Genomic DNA, 16,583 nt, shown 5'->3' on the forward strand with positions numbered 1-16,583 from the left:
CATCTTTATATAAACCATAAAGACCTAGTTTTTTTGTATATTTTAAGATTTCTTTTCTTTTGCTAGTTACCCTTATTAGTTGCATGCTCATAATCTCCTGTTCTTGATAACAATATAACATGCGATTATAAATAATCAATAGATAAGTATTTATTTATTGCAACTCGGCAGCATCAAGCAATGCAGTATCAACAATTTTGTAATTTGCTTTTATATCAATCATTTCTTTTGTGCTCAAATCAATTATGTATTTACCTATTAGTCTTTTTCCGAAAACATCACCGAGCAGGTCATTCTTAAATACTTGTATTTTGCTGTATAGCCTCATTATTTTTAGGTTTCCATTTACAAATATAGAGAACCCAATGAAATCGTTCTTGTCCACAAATGCGAACGCCTTATCAATAACGTCATTCTTGCCTTTCAAGAATGATTTTCTTTTCAGCTCTCTCCACAATGAAAGCGTATTCTTAACGCCGAACATTGCATATCTACGCACAGACCACAGTGCTTGAACTGCTCTAACTTTTTTGTGATTTGAGATTTCCAACTTATCTACATTTAGGACGCCGCCTTTTAACTCGAATTCCAAATTGAATGACTTAGTTAGATACTTCATCACGTATGATGTTGCCTTGCTTTTCTTTGCGTCAATTTCTTCAATTCTTACGGCGTTTTCCGAGTGTCTAAAATGCTTGTTAATCAAGATTACTAATTCGTCATAATGTTTCTTATTAACATACATTAAAGCGTGCTTATGAAAGCACTGGTCTTTGTGAGGTTCGACTGCCCAGAAACCATTCATCTCAATCTTATGTCTATGGATGTCTTTTCTAAAAGCATTCCATAAGCCTTTCAAGTAATCATTGCTATCCTTTGGGGTTGAACCGTCCCAAGAACTAACGCCTTTCGACGGCTTTGGATGAAATCTTGCCGGAGCGGTAAAAGTTATGAAAAGAGGCTTATAGTCAAGTTGTTTGGCATAGGCGTCCAACGATGAGACTTGGATAAATATCTCAGCAAATCTTTGCTTTTCAGTGCTTGCTACTTTCCATAGTGGGATTTTCTTGTTGTTTTCATTAACAAGAGATTTCTTCATTATGTAATCAAGCTGGCTGGCTTCGTCAGCTTCTCTATTGCGAACAACTTCATCACTACAAATCTCAAATGCTCGACCGGAACCAATCAAACCTGAGTGCAGCTTTAAAAGTTCGCTTCTTTGTTTTTGTATTCTTTTTATTTGTGATTTAAGTCTTTTCTCATCAGCAATGTTGATGAGCTTGTCTTTTATAGTTGACCCTTTAATGTCCTTTATTTTGATACCATAACCGATATCCCAATCATTCTTTATGCGTGAAAAAATACTCTCGCCGGAGTCATCGTTGTCGAGGTTTCTCTGCTTTATTATTAGTTGCTCTTGAATTCTCTCGAAAACAAACGTGATATTTTTGACGATTTCGTCCAAATCGCCAGCTAGAATGTATTTATGTCGTATCTTCCAGCATCTATATTCACTGCAAGTGGCAACCCAAGTGAATTTATTTTTGAGGTTTCTTATTTCTTTGGCTATGTTTTCACGCTTTCTTTTTGATGAGTTATTTAACTTATTTTCAAGACATTCCTTTGCAATCATCTTTTTTTCGATGGCTCGCTCAAAAAAATACTGCCTTTCACATTCTGCAAAGAAAAATTCAGGAGTAAGATTTTTAAGGATTATGCGTTGTGGAATAAATATCATGAAAGTTATTATTGTTCGTTACTAATACAAATACCATGCCGTGCATGGTTGTCAAATAAATAAATATTTTTACTTTCTAACCTGTAAAAAAGCTGATTTTTTTAAAAATCAAAAACGGTCAAAAAAACCTATAAAATCAACTTGCGACACTTATTTAAGAGTTATCCAAGAAGAGCGTAAAAAGCATAAAGCCGCCCTAGCAGGCGAAAAGCTTCTGGGTATTGCGAACAAAGTTCGCATATGAAAATCAAAAGCGTAAAGCTCAAAATTTAATTCCAAATACATTTGGAGCAGCAAAACTTTTAAATATCAAAACTTATGAAACGGCTGTTTTTAGACGATTTACCATCTTATTCGTATGGTAATACCTAGAATTAAAACACGCCGTTTTTAACGTGTTTTTGTTAGTGCCCTAAAAAAGAGCGTTGATTTTTTTGCACGTTTTCATGTCAGTTTTTTGAGTTTTCATTTTCTTGGGTAGCCGTTTTTTGGCTTAAAAACAATGAAATTCGTTGTCAATAGAAAATTGAAAATATATTTATGGTGCAACCTTAATCATCAAATAGAGTTCAACCTTATTCTTTAAATTTCTCAAAATTGAAAATGACCCTCTGAAAATCTGTATGAAGAAACGTCGCGTTCATCTGGTCATTTATCACGCTTGAACAAGTTCAGCCGCTAAAAACGACCTTGACGGGTGTGTGAACCATTCACAGAGCATAGCCATATCTGATACTATTTAACAAAATTATGACGCGATGACCTTAACTCTGGATGATTAATCAATGGCTTTATTTGATTTTTTCAAAAAAAAGAAAACCCAAGAAAAAGAACCCAAAAGATACCCCATAACACCTGAAATGACTGATGGAGTTTCTTTTGTATACTCTTTAATTAAGGACCAATTTTTTTTAATTGAGAAGTCTGGTGTGAAAACGCCGCCGCTTCTTTACAAAGGAGATAATGGGGATTACGAAATTAACCAATGGCTTGCTGGATATATTTCTGGATTTTATGACGCTTTTCTTCAGTCTAAAAATCAGAAATATGACCCCAACGCTCTTGAATTGATTTTCAGCGTATTATACGGCGAGGAAGTCGCGGAAGAAGGTATAAAACAATGCATCGTAGCCATGATGACACTAGGGGACAAAAGCGATAATCTTTTCAAAGTCGCGTTTGAAGAGTTTGACGATGGTCTATATGCAGGAGGGAATAACTTTTTTGATTGGAAAGATAAAAAGATATTTGCTCCATTAGGTATCTATAACAAATATGCTATGTGATTTTCCCTGACGAGTCTATGAAGGATTTTTCACCTGTTATATAGCATGGCCATATGTGTTAGCGACCCTAGTCCTGCTTACAAAAAAAGGTGTTCAGTCCTTCACCGATAGTATCGGGTATGGTCCTTGTCCACTCTGCACGTTTGTTGGACGTGTGATTTAACGTTTTTCCTGAAAAATCATAATCAATGCTTTCAGTAACCCTAGATGTTCCATTATTACAATTGATCTCGTAAAGGTTCATCGAAATTTCAATTTCACCATCTTTTTCGTTGTCGCAGATGACCCTGTCCATAGGGCTTTTCATAAATAGGTTTCCGCCACAGCTTTTGGGTTGTGGGTATTCGACTTTAAACCAAAGCTCATAGCGACCTTTATCGTGTCTTAGAACACCTTTCGTGAATACCTTCTGGCCGTTAACGCCATCACTAAATTGGTGCCAAGGGTCGTTTGCTACGAACTCTTGGACGTTAGAAGGAGCAGCAGCCGCTACCCCTAGTGGGAGAACGGCAGCCAAGACGAGTGCTAACCTCATTTGGCTAACAGCCCTCCGACTTCTTTCCGCAATTGTTCAACGACCACGTCAAGCATTTGAGGGAAAGTCTCTCCGAAAAATTTCGCCTCAGTCTTAAAGGGGTGGCCCATTGACGCCTTGTTGACGCCGAAGGCTTCACCTTGATCGGTCAATTTCCTGAATGACTTCATCACACCGTTGCCGGTGGTGCTCGCATACTCAAAGCTTTCCGCGTAACCAGCTTTCAGCAGAGCATTCATGATGGTGCTCGCGTCGAATGAGACGCCGTGGTCAGCAATCAAGGCTTTGAGGGATTTTGCTTGCATGTGGCTTTCCTTGCGTGGTGGCGTTTTGCCTAGGCTAATCCTCGCCTGAGCCACACATCTATGCAACCCATGGTTGACCCTTTTACGCACTGCTGCAGAGCCGCAGCACTTCAAGCGGTCTGGATCAGAAAGGATGGCTTAAACGCACAGTCTCTCGCGTGAATGCAAAGCAAGAAGACTACTGCCGGGAGGCAGTTTTTCCCAAGAAAAGGGTATGAGAAGGGTAGATTTTTTGGATAGAAAAAGGGGTAGAAATTTCTTTCTACCCCTTCTCTAAGTCCTTGATTTACAAGGAGAATGTTGGTGCCCCGAGGGAGACTCGAACTCCCACTCCTTTCGAAAACGGATTTTGAATCCGCCGCGTCTACCAATTCCGCCATCAGGGCTCAATGGCGGCGAAGTATAGAGAGGTGATTACCGTTGGTCAATCACGTTTCATGGTCTATTTTCACTATTTCCGCTAGACTTCCCGGCCCTGCTAGACGAACCCCATCATGCGCGTTGCTGACTTTACTTTTGAACTCCCGGATTCGCTGATCGCCCGCCACCCTTTGGCCGAGCGTCGCGCCAGCCGACTGTTGACCCTGGACGGGGTCAGCGGTGCTCTTGCACACCGTCAATTCACTGATTTGCTTGAGCATTTGCGCCCAGGCGATTTGATGGTCTTCAACAATACCCGGGTGATTCCGGCGCGGCTGTTTGGCCAGAAAGCTTCCGGCGGCAAGCTGGAAATTCTCGTCGAGCGGGTGCTGGACAGCCATCGTGTGCTGGCCCATGTGCGCTCCAGCAAGTCGCCGAAACCGGGGTCGAGCATTCTGATTGATGGCGGTGGCGAGGCCGAGATGGTCGCGCGCCATGACGCGCTGTTCGAGCTCAAGTTTGCCGAGGAAGTGCTGCCGCTGCTGGAGCGTGTCGGCCATATGCCGTTGCCTCCTTATATAGACCGTCCCGATGAAGACTCGGACCGCGAGCGCTATCAGACGGTTTACTCCGAACGCCTCGGCGCCGTCGCCGCGCCGACGGCCGGGTTGCATTTTGACCAGCCGCTGCTGGATGCGATTGCCGCCAAGGGTGTCGAGACTGCCTATGTGACCCTGCACGTGGGGGCCGGGACGTTTCAGCCGGTGCGTGTGGAGAACATCGAAGATCACCATATGCACAGCGAATGGCTGGAAGTCAGCCAGGCCGTGGTGGACGCGGTCAACGCCTGCAAGGCGCGCGGTGGGCGGGTGGTCGCAGTGGGCACCACTAGCGTGCGCTCCCTGGAGAGCGCGGCGCGCGATGGCGTGCTCAAGCCGTTCAGTGGCGACACCGACATCTTTATCTACCCAGGCCGGCCGTTTCATGTGGTCGACTGCCTGGTCACCAACTTCCATTTGCCGGAATCCACGCTGTTGATGCTGGTGTCGGCCTTCGCGGGTTATCCCGAAACAATGGCCGCGTATAACGCAGCCATTGACAATGGATACCGCTTTTTCAGCTACGGTGATGCGATGTTTATCACCCGTAATCCGGCGCCGCGCGGCCCAGAGGAACAACTATGAGTCGTATGTCGTTTGAATTATTGGCCACCGACGGCAAGGCCCGTCGCGGCCGCCTGACCTTCCCTCGCGGTACCGTGGAGACCCCGGCGTTCATGCCGGTCGGCACCTACGGCACGGTCAAGGGCATGCTGCCGCGTGACATCGTCGCCACCGGCGCCGAGATCATCCTTGGCAACACCTTCCACCTGTGGCTGCGCCCGGGCACGGAAGTGATCAAGAAGCACGGCGACCTGCATGACTTCATGAAGTGGCAAGGCCCGATCCTGACTGACTCCGGTGGTTTCCAGGTGTTCAGCCTGGGCGCCATGCGCAAGATCAAGGAGGAGGGCGTGACCTTCGCCTCGCCGGTGGACGGTTCCAAGGTGTTCATGGGCCCGGAAGAGTCGATGCAGGTCCAGCGTGACCTGGGCTCCGACATTGTGATGATTTTTGACGAGTGCACGCCGTACCCGGCCGATGAAGACGTGGCGCGGATCTCCATGGAGCTGTCGTTGCGCTGGGCCCAGCGCTCGAAGAATGCCCACGGCGACAACACGGCGGCGTTGTTCGGTATCGTCCAGGGCGGTATGCACGAAAGCCTGCGCAAGCGCTCGCTGGAAGGCCTGGACAAGATCGGCTTCGACGGCCTGGCCATTGGCGGTCTGTCGGTGGGCGAGCCCAAGCATGAAATGATCAAGGTGCTGGACTACCTGCCAGGCCTGATGCCTTCTGACAAACCTCGTTACCTTATGGGCGTTGGCAAACCAGAAGATCTCGTAGAGGGTGTGCGCCGCGGTGTGGACATGTTCGATTGCGTGATGCCAACCCGTAATGCCCGCAATGGGCATCTGTTCATTGATACAGGCGTGCTGAAGATCCGTAACGCGTTCCATCGCCATGATGATTCGCCGCTGGATCCCACCTGTGATTGCTACACCTGCCAGAACTTCTCCCGTGCTTATCTGCACCATCTGGACAAATGCGGGGAAATGCTGGGTAGCATGTTGAATACCATCCACAATTTGCGTCACTACCAAGTCCTGATGGCTGGTTTGCGCGAGGCTATTCAACAGGGTACATTGGCCGCCTTTGTCGATGCCTTCTATGCCAAGCGCGGGCTGCCCGTGCCGCCCTTGGACTGAGTTTCCCGACCCTAAGATTCACTATTTGCAACTGGAGTGCTAAATGAGCTTTTTTATCTCTAACGCTATGGCTGACGCCGCTGCACCGGCCGCTGCCGGTCCTATGGGCGGTGGTTTCGAGTGGATTTTCCTGGTCGGCTTCCTGGTCATCTTCTACCTGATGATCTGGCGCCCACAGGCCAAGCGCGCCAAAGAGCAGAAAAACCTGCTGGGTAGCCTGCAAAAAGGCGACGAAGTGGTCACCACCGGCGGTATCGCTGGCAAGATCACCAAGGTTTCCGATGCTTTCGTGGTACTGGAAGTCTCCGACACCGTTGAAATGAAGTTCCAGAAAGGCGCCATCGCCGCCACGCTGCCAAAAGGCACGCTCAAAGCGATCTGAGTAACAACTTTTACCAATCGACGGGGCGCGCAAGGCGCCCCGCGTCATAAGCGGGCGGCGTGATGCTGAACAAATACCCTCTGTGGAAATACGTACTGATCCTGGCGGTGCTGGCGATCGGCTTTATTTATTCCGCTCCCAATCTCTATCCTGATGACCCGGCGATCCAGATCACCGGTGCCAGCACTTCGCTGCAGGTCAATCAGGCTGACCTGGACCGTGCGAGCAAGGCGCTCATCGACGCGGGTATCCAGGTTAAAGCGGCAACATTGGCAGCTGATGCGAAGGGCGGTTTGCTGCGCCTGACCAAGCAAGAAGACCAATTGCCGGCCAAGGATGTTGTGCGCAAGGTCATGGGTGATGACTACGTCGTTGCACTGAACCTGGCTCAGACCACGCCAAAATGGTTGAGCAGCATTGGCGCGCATCCCATGAAGCTGGGTCTGGACTTGTCCGGTGGTGTGCACTTCCTGTTGGAAGTGGACATGGACAAAGCCCTCGACGCACGCATGAAAGTCTACGAAGGCGATGTGAAGAGCCTGCTGCGTAAAGAGCGCCTGCGTTATCGCAGCCTGCCGCAGCTCAATGGTGCCATCCAGCTGGGTTTTGCTGACGAAGCAAGCCGCGAACAGGCCCGTGCACTGATCCGCAAAAGCTTCAACGATTTCGACATTGTTCCGGCCGACCTCAATGGTCAGGCGGTACTGCGTCTGGCGATGACCCCGGCCAAGCTGGCGGAAATCCGTGAATACTCCATCAAGCAGAACTTGACCACGGTACGTAACCGCGTCAACGAGCTGGGTGTGGCCGAGCCTCTGGTTCAGCGCCAGGGTGCCAACCGCATCGTGGTTGAGCTGCCGGGCGTGCAGGATACTGCTGAAGCCAAGCGCATCCTCGGCAAGACTGCCAACCTGGAGTTCCGCCTGGCGGCCGAGCCGGGTGCTTCCAAGGCCACTTCCGAAACCTTCGAGTTCCGCGAGGGCAACCGCCCAGCCGCGCAGATCGAGCGTAGCCTGATCATCACCGGTGACCAGGTGACGGATGCCAAGGCTGGTTTCGGCGAGCACGGCACGCCTGAAGTGAACATCCGTCTGGATGGTCATGGTGGCGAACTGATGAACCGCGCCACGCGCAGCAACGTCGGTCGCAGCATGGCGGTGATCTTCATCGAGCAACGCCCGGTGACCACCTACACCAAGCAAATGGTCAATGGCGTCGAGAAAGACGTGGCGGTACAGACCTTCAAGGAAGAGAAGAAGATCATCAGCCTGGCGACCATCCAGTCGCCTCTGGGTGCTCAATTCCGCATCACCGGCCTGAACGGCCAGGGTGAGTCTTCCGAACTGGCGCTGCTTTTGCGTGCCGGTGGCCTGGCCGCACCGATGTACTTCGCCGAGGAGCGCACCATTGGCCCAAGCCTGGGTGCTGACAACATCACCAAGGGTGTCGATGCGGCGCTGTGGGGCATGCTGTTCGTTTCGCTGTTCATCATTGCCATCTACCGCTTCTTCGGCGTCATCGCCACCGTAGCCCTGGCGGGCAACATGGTGATGCTGCTGGCCCTGATGTCGCTGCTGGGGGCTACACTGACCCTGCCGGGTATCGCCGGTATCGTGCTGACCATGGGTATGGCGGTAGACGCCAACGTGCTGATCTTCTCGCGGATTCGTGAAGAGATCGCGGCGGGCATGAGCGTGCAGCGGGCAATCAACGAAGGCTTCGGCCGGGCATTTACCGCGATTCTCGACTCCAACCTGACCACATTGCTGGTCGGCGGGATTCTCTTTGCCATGGGCACCGGCCCGGTCAAGGGTTTTGCGGTGACCATGTCCCTCGGTATCTTTACCTCGATGTTCACGGCCATTTTGGTGACCCGCGCAATGGTCAACCTGATCTTTGGCGGGCGTGACTTCAAGAAGTTGTGGATTTAAGGGGCTGCCATGTTACGTACAATCAACTTCATGGGCGTTCGCAACGTTGCGTTCGGCGTCACTGTGCTCCTTACCGTCCTGGCGCTGTTCAGCTGGTTCCATAAGGGGTTGAACTACGGCCTGGATTTCACCGGCGGTACGCTCATCGAGCTGACCTACGAGAAACCGGCCGACGTCACCAAGGTGCGTGCCCAGCTGAACGAGGCCGGGTATAACGAGGCGATCGTGCAGAGCTTTGGTGCGACCACCGACCTGCTGGTGCGGATGCCCGGTGAAGACCCGCAACTGGGTCACCAGGTGGCCGAGGCCTTGCTCAAGGTCGGTGGCGACAACCCGGCTTCGGTCAAGCGCGTCGAGTTCGTCGGCCCGCAGGTGGGTGAAGAGCTGCGCGACCAGGGCGGCCTCGGCATGCTGATGGCGCTGGCCGGCATCATGGTCTACCTGGCGTTCCGCTTTCAGTGGAAGTTTGGCGTCGGTGCCATTGTCTCGCTGATCCACGACGTGATCGTGACCGTGGGGATCCTGGCGTACTTCCAGATCACCTTCGACCTGACGGTATTGGCGGCGGTGCTGGCGATCATTGGTTACTCTTTGAACGACACCATCGTGGTATTCGACCGGGTTCGCGAGAACTTTCGGGTGCTGCGCAAGGCGACGTTGATCGAGAACATCAACATCTCCACCACCCAGACCCTGCTGCGTACCATGGCGACGTCGATCTCCACCTTGCTGGCGATTGCCGCGCTGATGATCTTCGGTGGCGACAACCTGTGGGGCTTCTCCCTGGCGCTGTTCATCGGCGTCCTGGCAGGTACCTACTCGTCGATCTACATCGCCAACGTGGTGCTGATCTGGCTGAACCTCAACAGCGAAGACCTGATTCCTCCTGTTGCGACAGACAAGGAGATCGACGACCGCCCTTGATGGGTGCTTGTTGATCGGCTGTTACAAAGAAGGCGCGAGTATTGAACTCGCGCCTTTTTTTTTGCTCCAAGGCTGGGTATAGCGCGGACGTTTCAGTCCGCTTGTGATGGTCAGGAGGTTCACGTGAACAAGTCGTTACTGGTTGGTGCGGTATTGGGTGCTGTCGGTGTGACTGCCGGGGGTGCTGTCGCCACCTACAGCCTGGTAAAAAGCGGCCCTGAGTATGCGCAAGTGCTGGCAGTGCAGCCGGTCAAGACCCAGATCAAAACCCCGCGTGAGGTCTGCAAGGACGTCACCGTAACCCGGCAGCGTCCGGTGCAGGATCAGCATCAAATCGCCGGTACCGTGGTCGGCGCCCTGGCAGGTGGCCTCCTGGGTAACCAGATCGGTGGCGGTACAGGCAAGAAGATTGCCACCGTAGCCGGCGCAGTCGGTGGTGGTTATGCCGGTAACAAGGTTCAGGAAGGCATGCAGAACCGTGATACCTACACCACCACCCAGACGCGCTGTAATACCGTCAACGATATCAGCGACAAGGTTGTCGGGTATGACGTGCGTTACAACCTGGATGGCAAGGAAGGATCGGTGCGCATGGAGCGCGATCCGGGTAGCCAGATCCCAGTGGATAAAGAAGGGCGTTTGATCTTGGGCCAAAATCAACAGTAATCCCAAGCCTGGCGCAGCTCAAAATGTGGGAGCGGGCTTGCCCGCGATGGCGGTGAATCAGTCAAATGTGTCTAACCAGGCACTCCGCTATCGCGGGCAAGCCCGCTCCCACATTTGATTTGTGTTGTCGCTGAAAGCGAGGCATGCCCAAATCCCAGGCATAAAAAAAGCACCCCGAGGGGTGCTTTTTTGTGCTCGCTCGCTTAACGCTTCAGCGAAGCCGGCAGGTGCGGCTGGATCGCCGTCAGGACTGCCTTGAAGCATTTGGTGTTGCCTGCTACCACGTGACCCTTCTCCAGGAAGTCGTGACCGCCGGTGAAGTCGCTCACCAGGCCGCCGGCTTCTTGAATCAGCAGGGCGCCTGCGGCCATGTCCCACTCGGACAGGCCCGACTCCCAGAACGCATCAAAACGACCGGCGGCAACGTATGCCAGGTCCAGGCTGGCGGCGCCGGCGCGGCGGATGCCGGCAGTCTGGCCAACCAGGGCGCGGAACATGCCCAGGTAGTTTTCCAGGTTGTCCATCTGGTCGTCACGGAACGGGAAGCCGGTGCCCAGCAGGGCGCCGTCCAGGCTGGTGCGACCGCTGACACGCAGGCGACGACCGTTCAACTGGGCGCCACGGCCGCGGCTGGCGGTGAATTCTTCCTGGCGAACCGGGTCCAGCACGACGGCGTGTTCCAGGCGGCCACGGTATTTGCAGGCAATGCTCACGGCAAAGTGTGGGATGCCGCGCAGGAAGTTGGTGGTACCGTCCAGTGGGTCGATGATCCACAGGTAGTCTTCGCCTTCGCCGCTACCTTTGTGCAGGCCGGTTTCTTCACCGAGGATGCCGTGGGTAGGGTAGGCCTTGCGCAGGGCGTCGATGATTTTCTGTTCGGCGGCGCGGTCCACCTCGGATACATAATCCTTGGCGTCTTTTTCGTCGACCTTGATGGTATCCAGGCGCTCGATGGAGCGGAAGATCAATTCACTGGCGCTGCGGGCGGCGCGCAGCGCGATATTCAGCATGGGCTGCATGGATGTGTCACCTAAGGTTGTTAAAGAAAGCCGGGCATTCTAGCAGAAACTTTCTTCAGGTGAAGGACGACGTTCGCTTTCATGGCATAACCTTAGGCTGTTCTGTAATATTTGCCCCCCTTTCCCATGTCCGAGAGCGCCTCCCTTGCTGCAAAACATTCGTGTCGTCCTCGTCAATACCAGTCACCCCGGCAATATCGGCGGGGTGGCGCGGGCCATGAAAAACATGGGGCTGACGCGCCTGGTGCTGGTGGAGCCACGGGTGTTCCCGCACCACGAAGCCGACGCTCGTGCCTCAGGCGCCAATGACATCCTGGAAAAAGCCCAGGTCGTCGCCACCCTGGAAGACGCCCTGGTCGGTTGCAACCTGGTGCTCGGCACCAGTGCTCGTGACCGGCGCATCCCCTGGCCGCTGCTCGATCCCCGCGAGTGCGGGACCAAAGTGGTCGAAGAGGCTGCTGGCGGTGCTGAAATCGCTCTGGTATTTGGCCGTGAAGACTCCGGCCTGACCAATGACGAGCTGCAGCGATGTCATTATCACGTGCACATTCCATCAGACCCTGAATTCAGCTCGCTGAACCTCGGGGCAGCCGTGCAGGTGTTGAGTTATGAAGTGCGCATGGCCTGGCTGGCAGCACAAGGCCGGCCGAGCAAGATGGAGAAGGACGAGGTTGCATCCACCAAAAGTGGTGAATTGGCCACCATGGATGAACTGGAACGGTTCTATGAACACTTGGAGCAAACTCTGGTGGCCATCGAATTCCTTGATCCGGAAAAGCCGCGGCACTTGATGGCGCGCCTGCGCCGGCTGTATGGGCGCAGCTCGGTCAGCCGGGCAGAGATGAATATATTGCGTGGCATCCTCACGGAAACCCAGAAAGCGGCCCGTGGCGAGCTTCTTAAGCGGAAGGATTAAAAATGTTCGAGCGTTTGCGAGAAGATATCCAGAGTGTTTTCCACCGTGACCCGGCGGCGCGCAACGCCTTTGAAGTGCTGACCTGCTACCCGGGTATGCACGCGATCTGGATTCACCGCTTGTCCGGTGCCTTGTGGGGCATGGGCTGGAAGTGGCTGGCGCGGCTGGTGTCGAACTTTGGTCGTTGGCTGACCGGGATCGAGATTCATCCAGGGGCCAAGGTCGGTCGTCGCTTCTTCATCGATCACGGCATGGGCATCGTTATTGGTGAGACCGCCGAAATTGGTGATGACGTGACCCTGTATCAAGGCGTGACGCTGGGCGGTACCACCTGGAACAAGGGTAAGCGTCACCCAACCCTGGAAAACGGCGTAGTGGTGGGGGCGGGCGCCAAGGTGTTGGGTCCGTTTACCGTGGGTGCCGGTGCCAAGGTTGGTTCCAATGCGGTGGTGACCAAGGCGGTGCCTCCGGGCGCAACCGTGGTGGGCATTCCTGGGCGGATCATCGTCAAGCCGGAAGTCGGCGATGAGCAGGAGGCCAAGCGCAAGGCCATGGCCGAGAAGATCGGCTTCGACGCCTATGGCGTCAGCGAAGACATGCCGGACCCGGTGGCTCGCGCCATCGGCCAGTTGCTCGACCATCTGCAGGCGGTGGATGGCAAGCTGGATGGCATGTGCGGCGCGCTGAAGGATCTGGGTAGTCCTTACTGTGCGAAAGATCTCCCTGAGTTGCGCGAAGAGGACTTCGCCGAGATCAAGGATGAGGCCGGTACCACCAAAGCTGGTTAGGTTTTAAGTCCGATAAAATGCCCTGTGGGAGCTGGCGTGCCTGCGATAGCAGTCTGCCAGTCACCCCTTGGGCTGCTGATCCACGCCTATCGCAGGCAAGCCAGCTCCCCCATTTGATCTCCATTGGTCTTGAGATTGAGCCCTGGCCCTGTTCCTGCTGTTCGATCCCACCCCATCCTGCTATGATTCGCGCGCCCTTTTTACGGGTATTCCTGACTAAAGTACTAGGTCTTATAGTTGACTTAAATACTCGGGAATCGCATACTTGCTCCCATTCTGAAACACCTTGGTACTTGTCCATGAGACTGACTACAAAAGGCCGATATGCGGTGACCGCCATGCTCGATCTGGCCCTGCACGCGCAAAACGGGCCGGTGTCCCTGGCCGATATCTCCGAGCGCCAAGGCATTTCCCTGTCTTACCTTGAGCAGCTGTTCGCCAAGCTGCGCCGCAGCAACCTGGTTTCCAGTGTGCGTGGCCCGGGTGGCGGTTATCAGTTGTCCCGCGATATGCAGGGCATCCAGGTGGCCCAGGTGATCGACGCGGTCAATGAGTCCGTCGATGCTACCAAATGCCAGGGTCTGGGTGATTGCCATGCCGGCGACACCTGCCTGACACACCACTTGTGGTGTGACCTGAGCCTGCAGATCCATGAGTTTTTGAGTGGTATCAGCTTGGCTGATCTTGTGACTCGCCGTGAGGTGCAGGAAGTAGCCCAGCGTCAGGACCAGCGCCGATGCAACACCAAGGTGCCGCGTCTGGACAAGATTGAAGCGTCCGCCGTCGAGTGACAGCCGAAGAGCTAACGGCACGCCAGCCAGCCTGATTTAGGAGAAAGTCCATGAAATTGCCGATTTACCTTGATTACTCAGCGACCACCCCGGTTGATCCGCGTGTCGCGCAAAAGATGAGCGAATGCCTGCTGGTTGACGGAAACTTCGGCAACCCGGCCTCCCGTTCCCATGTTTTCGGCTGGAAGGCCGAGGAAGCGGTGGAAAACGCTCGTCGCCAGGTCGCCGATCTGGTCAATGCCGACCCGCGTGAAATCGTCTGGACCTCCGGTGCCACCGAGTCCGACAACCTGGCAATCAAGGGCGCCGCGCATTTCTACGCGACCAAGGGCAAGCACCTGATCACCACCAAGATTGAGCACAAGGCTGTCCTCGACACCATGCGCCAACTGGAGCGTGAAGGTTTCGAGGTTACTTACCTCGAGCCCACCACCGACGGTATCGTCACCCCGGCAATGATCGAAGCCGCGATGCGTGAAGACACCATCCTGGTTTCCGTGATTCACGTGAACAACGAAATCGGCACCATCAACGACATCGCCGCCATCGGCGAGCTGACCCGCTCCAAAGGCGTGTTGCTGCATGTCGATGCTGCCCAGTCCACCGGCAAGGTCGATATCGACCTGTCCAAGCTGAAAGTCGACCTGATGTCGTTCTCGGCCCACAAGACCTACGGCCCTAAAGGCATTGGCGCGCTGTACGTGAGCCGCAAGCCTCGCGTACGTATCGAAGCCACCATGCACGGCGGCGGTCACGAGCGCGGCATGCGCTCGGGCACCCTGGCGACCCACCAGATCGTCGGCATGGGCGAAGCCTTCCGTGTAGCCAAAGAAGACATGGCTGCCGAAAACGTGCGCATCAAGGCCCTCAGCGATCGCTTCTACAAGCAGGTCGAGAACCTTGAAGAGCTGTACATCAACGGCAGCATGACCGCCCGTGTACCGCACAACCTGAATTTGAGCTTCAACTACGTCGAGGGCGAGTCGCTGATCATGGCGCTCAAGGATCTGGCGGTTTCGTCCGGTTCGGCCTGCACCTCGGCTTCCCTCGAGCCGTCCTACGTCCTGCGCGCCCTGGGCCGCAACGACGAGTTGGCGCACAGCTCGATCCGCTTTACGTTCGGCCGTTTCACCACCGAAGAAGAAGTCGACTACGCAGCGCAGAAAGTCTGCGAAGCGGTCACCAAGCTGCGCACTCTGTCGCCGCTGTGGGACATGTACAAAGACGGTGTCGATATTTCCAAGATCGAGTGGGCGGCACACTAAATATAGAAGCCGCCACCCAAGCTCTGTAGGAACGTGGCGGAAAACGCAGGCGTTTCTACAGGGTTCCAGAGCGGCCCTGATGAGTGAGGATTCAGTACCATGGCTTACAGCGAAAAGGTCATCGACCACTACGAAAACCCGCGCAACGTCGGCAAGATGGACGCGGAAGATCCTGATGTGGGCACCGGCATGGTCGGCGCTCCGGCGTGCGGCGACGTTATGCGCCTGCAGATCAAGGTCAACGACGCTGGCGTTATTGAAGACGCCAAGTTCAAGACCTACGGCTGCGGTTCAGCCATCGCCTCCAGTTCCCTGGCGACCGAATGGATGAAAGGCAAGACCCTGGATGAGGCTGTCACTATCAGCAACACCCAGTTGGCCGAAGAACTGGCCCTGCCGCCCGTGAAAATTCACTGCTCGGTACTTGCAGAGGACGCCATCAAGGCGGCCGTTCGCGATTACAAGCAGAAGAAAGGCTTGATCTAAGCATTTGGCGACGAGTAAGGAGTCAACGATGGCTATCAGCATGACAGAAGCGGCTGCGCGGCACGTGCGACGCTCCCTGGATGGGCGCGGTAAAGGTGAGGGGATTCGTCTGGGTGTGCGCACCACAGGCTGTTCCGGCCTTGCCTACGTGCTGGAGTTCGTCGACGAGGTGGTTGCGGAAGATCAGGTGTTCGAAAGTCACGGCGAGAAAGTAATCATCGACCCGAAAAGCCTGACCTACCTGGACGGCACCGAACTCGATTTCGTCAAGGAAGGGTTGAACGAAGGCTTCAAGTTCAACAACCCCAACGTACGCGGTGAATGTGGCTGCGGCGAAAGCTTCAACATCTGAGGCTATTTGTGGGTACTCCTTGTCATTTCGCTTTATTCGAGCTGCAGCCGAGCTTTCGGCTGGACCTCGAGCAGCTTGCCACGCGCTACCGTGAATTGGCGCGTGGGGTGCATCCGGATCGCTTTGCCGACGCTTCCGAGCGTGAGCAGCGCCTGGCGCTGGAGCAGTCAGCCAGCCTCAACGAAGCCTATCAGACGCTCAAAAGCCCTCCCAAACGCGCGCGTTACCTGCTCGCCATGGGTGGTGGCGAAATGCCGCTGGAAGTCACGGTCCATGACCCTGATTTCCTGATGCAGCAGATGCAGTGGCGTGAAGAGCTTGAAGACTTGCAGGACGAGGCCGATCTGGCTGGCGTCGCGGTCTTCAAGCGGCGTCTGAAAGTGGCCCAGGATGAACTCAACGAAAGCTTCGCAGCCTGTTGGGACGATGCAGCGCAACGTGAACAGGCCGAACGCCTGATGCGGCGCATGCAGTTCCTCGACAAGCTCACTTACGAAGTGCGCCAGCTAGAAGAGCGCCTCGACGATTAACCCA

Annotated in this window: 18 protein-coding genes and 1 tRNA gene; 14 read left to right on the forward strand and 5 right to left on the reverse strand. The window is 54.0% G+C overall.

Annotated features, from left to right (window positions below; genetic code table 11):
• Window positions 1-154: 154 nt before the first annotated feature.
• Complete coding sequence (locus tag HBO24_RS22280) at window positions 155-1,738, reverse strand: replication endonuclease (protein ID WP_149411650.1); 1,584 nt, start codon at window positions 1,736-1,738, stop codon at window positions 155-157.
• Between the two features lie 785 nt (window positions 1,739-2,523).
• On the opposite strand from HBO24_RS22280, the gene HBO24_RS22285 reads away from it, so the two are divergent.
• The gene (locus HBO24_RS22285; RefSeq protein WP_130207428.1) at window positions 2,524-3,024 is read left to right on the forward strand and encodes a hypothetical protein; all 501 of its coding nucleotides are present in this window, start codon (window positions 2,524-2,526) and stop codon (window positions 3,022-3,024) included.
• A 67-nt stretch (window positions 3,025-3,091) separates the two neighbouring features.
• Here HBO24_RS22285 and HBO24_RS22290 read toward each other — a convergent pair whose 3' ends face one another.
• The 3 genes from HBO24_RS22290 to HBO24_RS22300 all read right to left on the reverse strand — a co-directional run bounded on the left by HBO24_RS22290 (window position 3,092) and on the right by HBO24_RS22300 (window position 4,250).
• The gene (locus HBO24_RS22290) at window positions 3,092-3,541 is read right to left on the reverse strand and encodes a surface-adhesin E family protein (RefSeq protein WP_130207430.1); all 450 of its coding nucleotides are present in this window, start codon (window positions 3,539-3,541) and stop codon (window positions 3,092-3,094) included.
• Between the two features lie 14 nt (window positions 3,542-3,555).
• A complete protein-coding gene (locus HBO24_RS22295; protein WP_130207432.1) occupies window positions 3,556-3,864 on the reverse strand; it encodes a hypothetical protein in 309 nt (102 codons plus the stop codon).
• A 301-nt stretch (window positions 3,865-4,165) separates the two neighbouring features.
• Window positions 4,166-4,250: transfer RNA gene (locus HBO24_RS22300), tRNA-Leu, on the reverse strand.
• A 108-nt stretch (window positions 4,251-4,358) separates the two neighbouring features.
• Between HBO24_RS22300 and queA the strand changes: the two genes are divergently transcribed.
• The 6 genes from queA to HBO24_RS22330 all read left to right on the forward strand — a co-directional run bounded on the left by queA (window position 4,359) and on the right by HBO24_RS22330 (window position 10,432).
• Window positions 4,359-5,408 (forward strand): tRNA preQ1(34) S-adenosylmethionine ribosyltransferase-isomerase QueA, encoded by a 1,050-nt coding sequence (gene queA, locus HBO24_RS22305; protein ID WP_057437921.1) that lies wholly within the window; start codon window positions 4,359-4,361, stop codon window positions 5,406-5,408.
• A 5-nt stretch (window positions 5,409-5,413) separates the two neighbouring features.
• On the forward strand, window positions 5,414-6,529 hold the full coding sequence (tgt, locus tag HBO24_RS22310) for a tRNA guanosine(34) transglycosylase Tgt (RefSeq protein WP_032858353.1): 1,116 nt from the start codon (window positions 5,414-5,416) through the stop codon (window positions 6,527-6,529).
• Window positions 6,530-6,572: 43 nt separating this feature from the next.
• Window positions 6,573-6,911, forward strand: a complete 339-nt coding sequence (gene yajC / locus HBO24_RS22315; RefSeq protein ID WP_003175975.1) for a preprotein translocase subunit YajC — start codon at window positions 6,573-6,575, stop codon at window positions 6,909-6,911.
• A gap of 62 nt (window positions 6,912-6,973) precedes the next feature.
• Window positions 6,974-8,842: a protein translocase subunit SecD gene (gene secD, locus HBO24_RS22320; protein WP_057437923.1), complete on the forward strand. Its 1,869-nt coding sequence runs from the start codon at window positions 6,974-6,976 to the stop codon at window positions 8,840-8,842.
• Between the two features lie 9 nt (window positions 8,843-8,851).
• Entirely contained in the window at window positions 8,852-9,766 is a 915-nt protein-coding gene (gene secF / locus HBO24_RS22325; RefSeq protein ID WP_057437925.1) for a protein translocase subunit SecF, read from the forward strand.
• 123 nt (window positions 9,767-9,889) lie between these two features.
• Window positions 9,890-10,432, forward strand: a complete 543-nt coding sequence (locus HBO24_RS22330; RefSeq protein ID WP_029298576.1) for a glycine zipper 2TM domain-containing protein — start codon at window positions 9,890-9,892, stop codon at window positions 10,430-10,432.
• A gap of 203 nt (window positions 10,433-10,635) precedes the next feature.
• Here HBO24_RS22330 and suhB read toward each other — a convergent pair whose 3' ends face one another.
• Window positions 10,636-11,451 (reverse strand): inositol-phosphate phosphatase, encoded by an 816-nt coding sequence (gene suhB, locus HBO24_RS22335; protein WP_003175971.1) that lies wholly within the window; start codon window positions 11,449-11,451, stop codon window positions 10,636-10,638.
• 145 nt (window positions 11,452-11,596) lie between these two features.
• Here suhB and trmJ point away from each other — a divergent pair, with 145 nt between their 5' ends.
• The 7 genes from trmJ (at window position 11,597) to hscB (ending at window position 16,579) form a co-directional block, all read left to right on the forward strand.
• Window positions 11,597-12,367, forward strand: coding sequence for a tRNA (cytosine(32)/uridine(32)-2'-O)-methyltransferase TrmJ (gene trmJ, locus HBO24_RS22340; protein ID WP_170060335.1), 771 nt, complete (start codon window positions 11,597-11,599; stop codon window positions 12,365-12,367).
• A gap of 2 nt (window positions 12,368-12,369) precedes the next feature.
• Window positions 12,370-13,155, forward strand: a complete 786-nt coding sequence (gene cysE, locus HBO24_RS22345) for a serine O-acetyltransferase (RefSeq protein ID WP_115127479.1) — start codon at window positions 12,370-12,372, stop codon at window positions 13,153-13,155.
• A 299-nt stretch (window positions 13,156-13,454) separates the two neighbouring features.
• Window positions 13,455-13,946, forward strand: coding sequence for a Fe-S cluster assembly transcriptional regulator IscR (iscR, locus tag HBO24_RS22350; RefSeq protein WP_038446306.1), 492 nt, complete (start codon window positions 13,455-13,457; stop codon window positions 13,944-13,946).
• Window positions 13,947-13,996: 50 nt separating this feature from the next.
• The gene (locus HBO24_RS22355; RefSeq protein WP_057437931.1) at window positions 13,997-15,211 is read left to right on the forward strand and encodes an IscS subfamily cysteine desulfurase; all 1,215 of its coding nucleotides are present in this window, start codon (window positions 13,997-13,999) and stop codon (window positions 15,209-15,211) included.
• Between the two features lie 99 nt (window positions 15,212-15,310).
• On the forward strand, window positions 15,311-15,697 hold the full coding sequence (gene iscU, locus HBO24_RS22360) for a Fe-S cluster assembly scaffold IscU (protein WP_028617851.1): 387 nt from the start codon (window positions 15,311-15,313) through the stop codon (window positions 15,695-15,697).
• A gap of 28 nt (window positions 15,698-15,725) precedes the next feature.
• Complete coding sequence (iscA, locus tag HBO24_RS22365; RefSeq protein ID WP_010565230.1) at window positions 15,726-16,049, forward strand: iron-sulfur cluster assembly protein IscA; 324 nt, start codon at window positions 15,726-15,728, stop codon at window positions 16,047-16,049.
• 8 nt (window positions 16,050-16,057) lie between these two features.
• Window positions 16,058-16,579: a co-chaperone HscB gene (gene hscB, locus HBO24_RS22370; protein WP_057437935.1), complete on the forward strand. Its 522-nt coding sequence runs from the start codon at window positions 16,058-16,060 to the stop codon at window positions 16,577-16,579.
• Window positions 16,580-16,583 lie beyond the last annotated feature (4 nt).

Origin of the sequence: Pseudomonas sp. WS 5410 (genome assembly GCF_012985645.1) — a bacterium.
Lineage (GTDB): Bacteria > Pseudomonadota > Gammaproteobacteria > Pseudomonadales > Pseudomonadaceae > Aquipseudomonas > Aquipseudomonas shahriarae.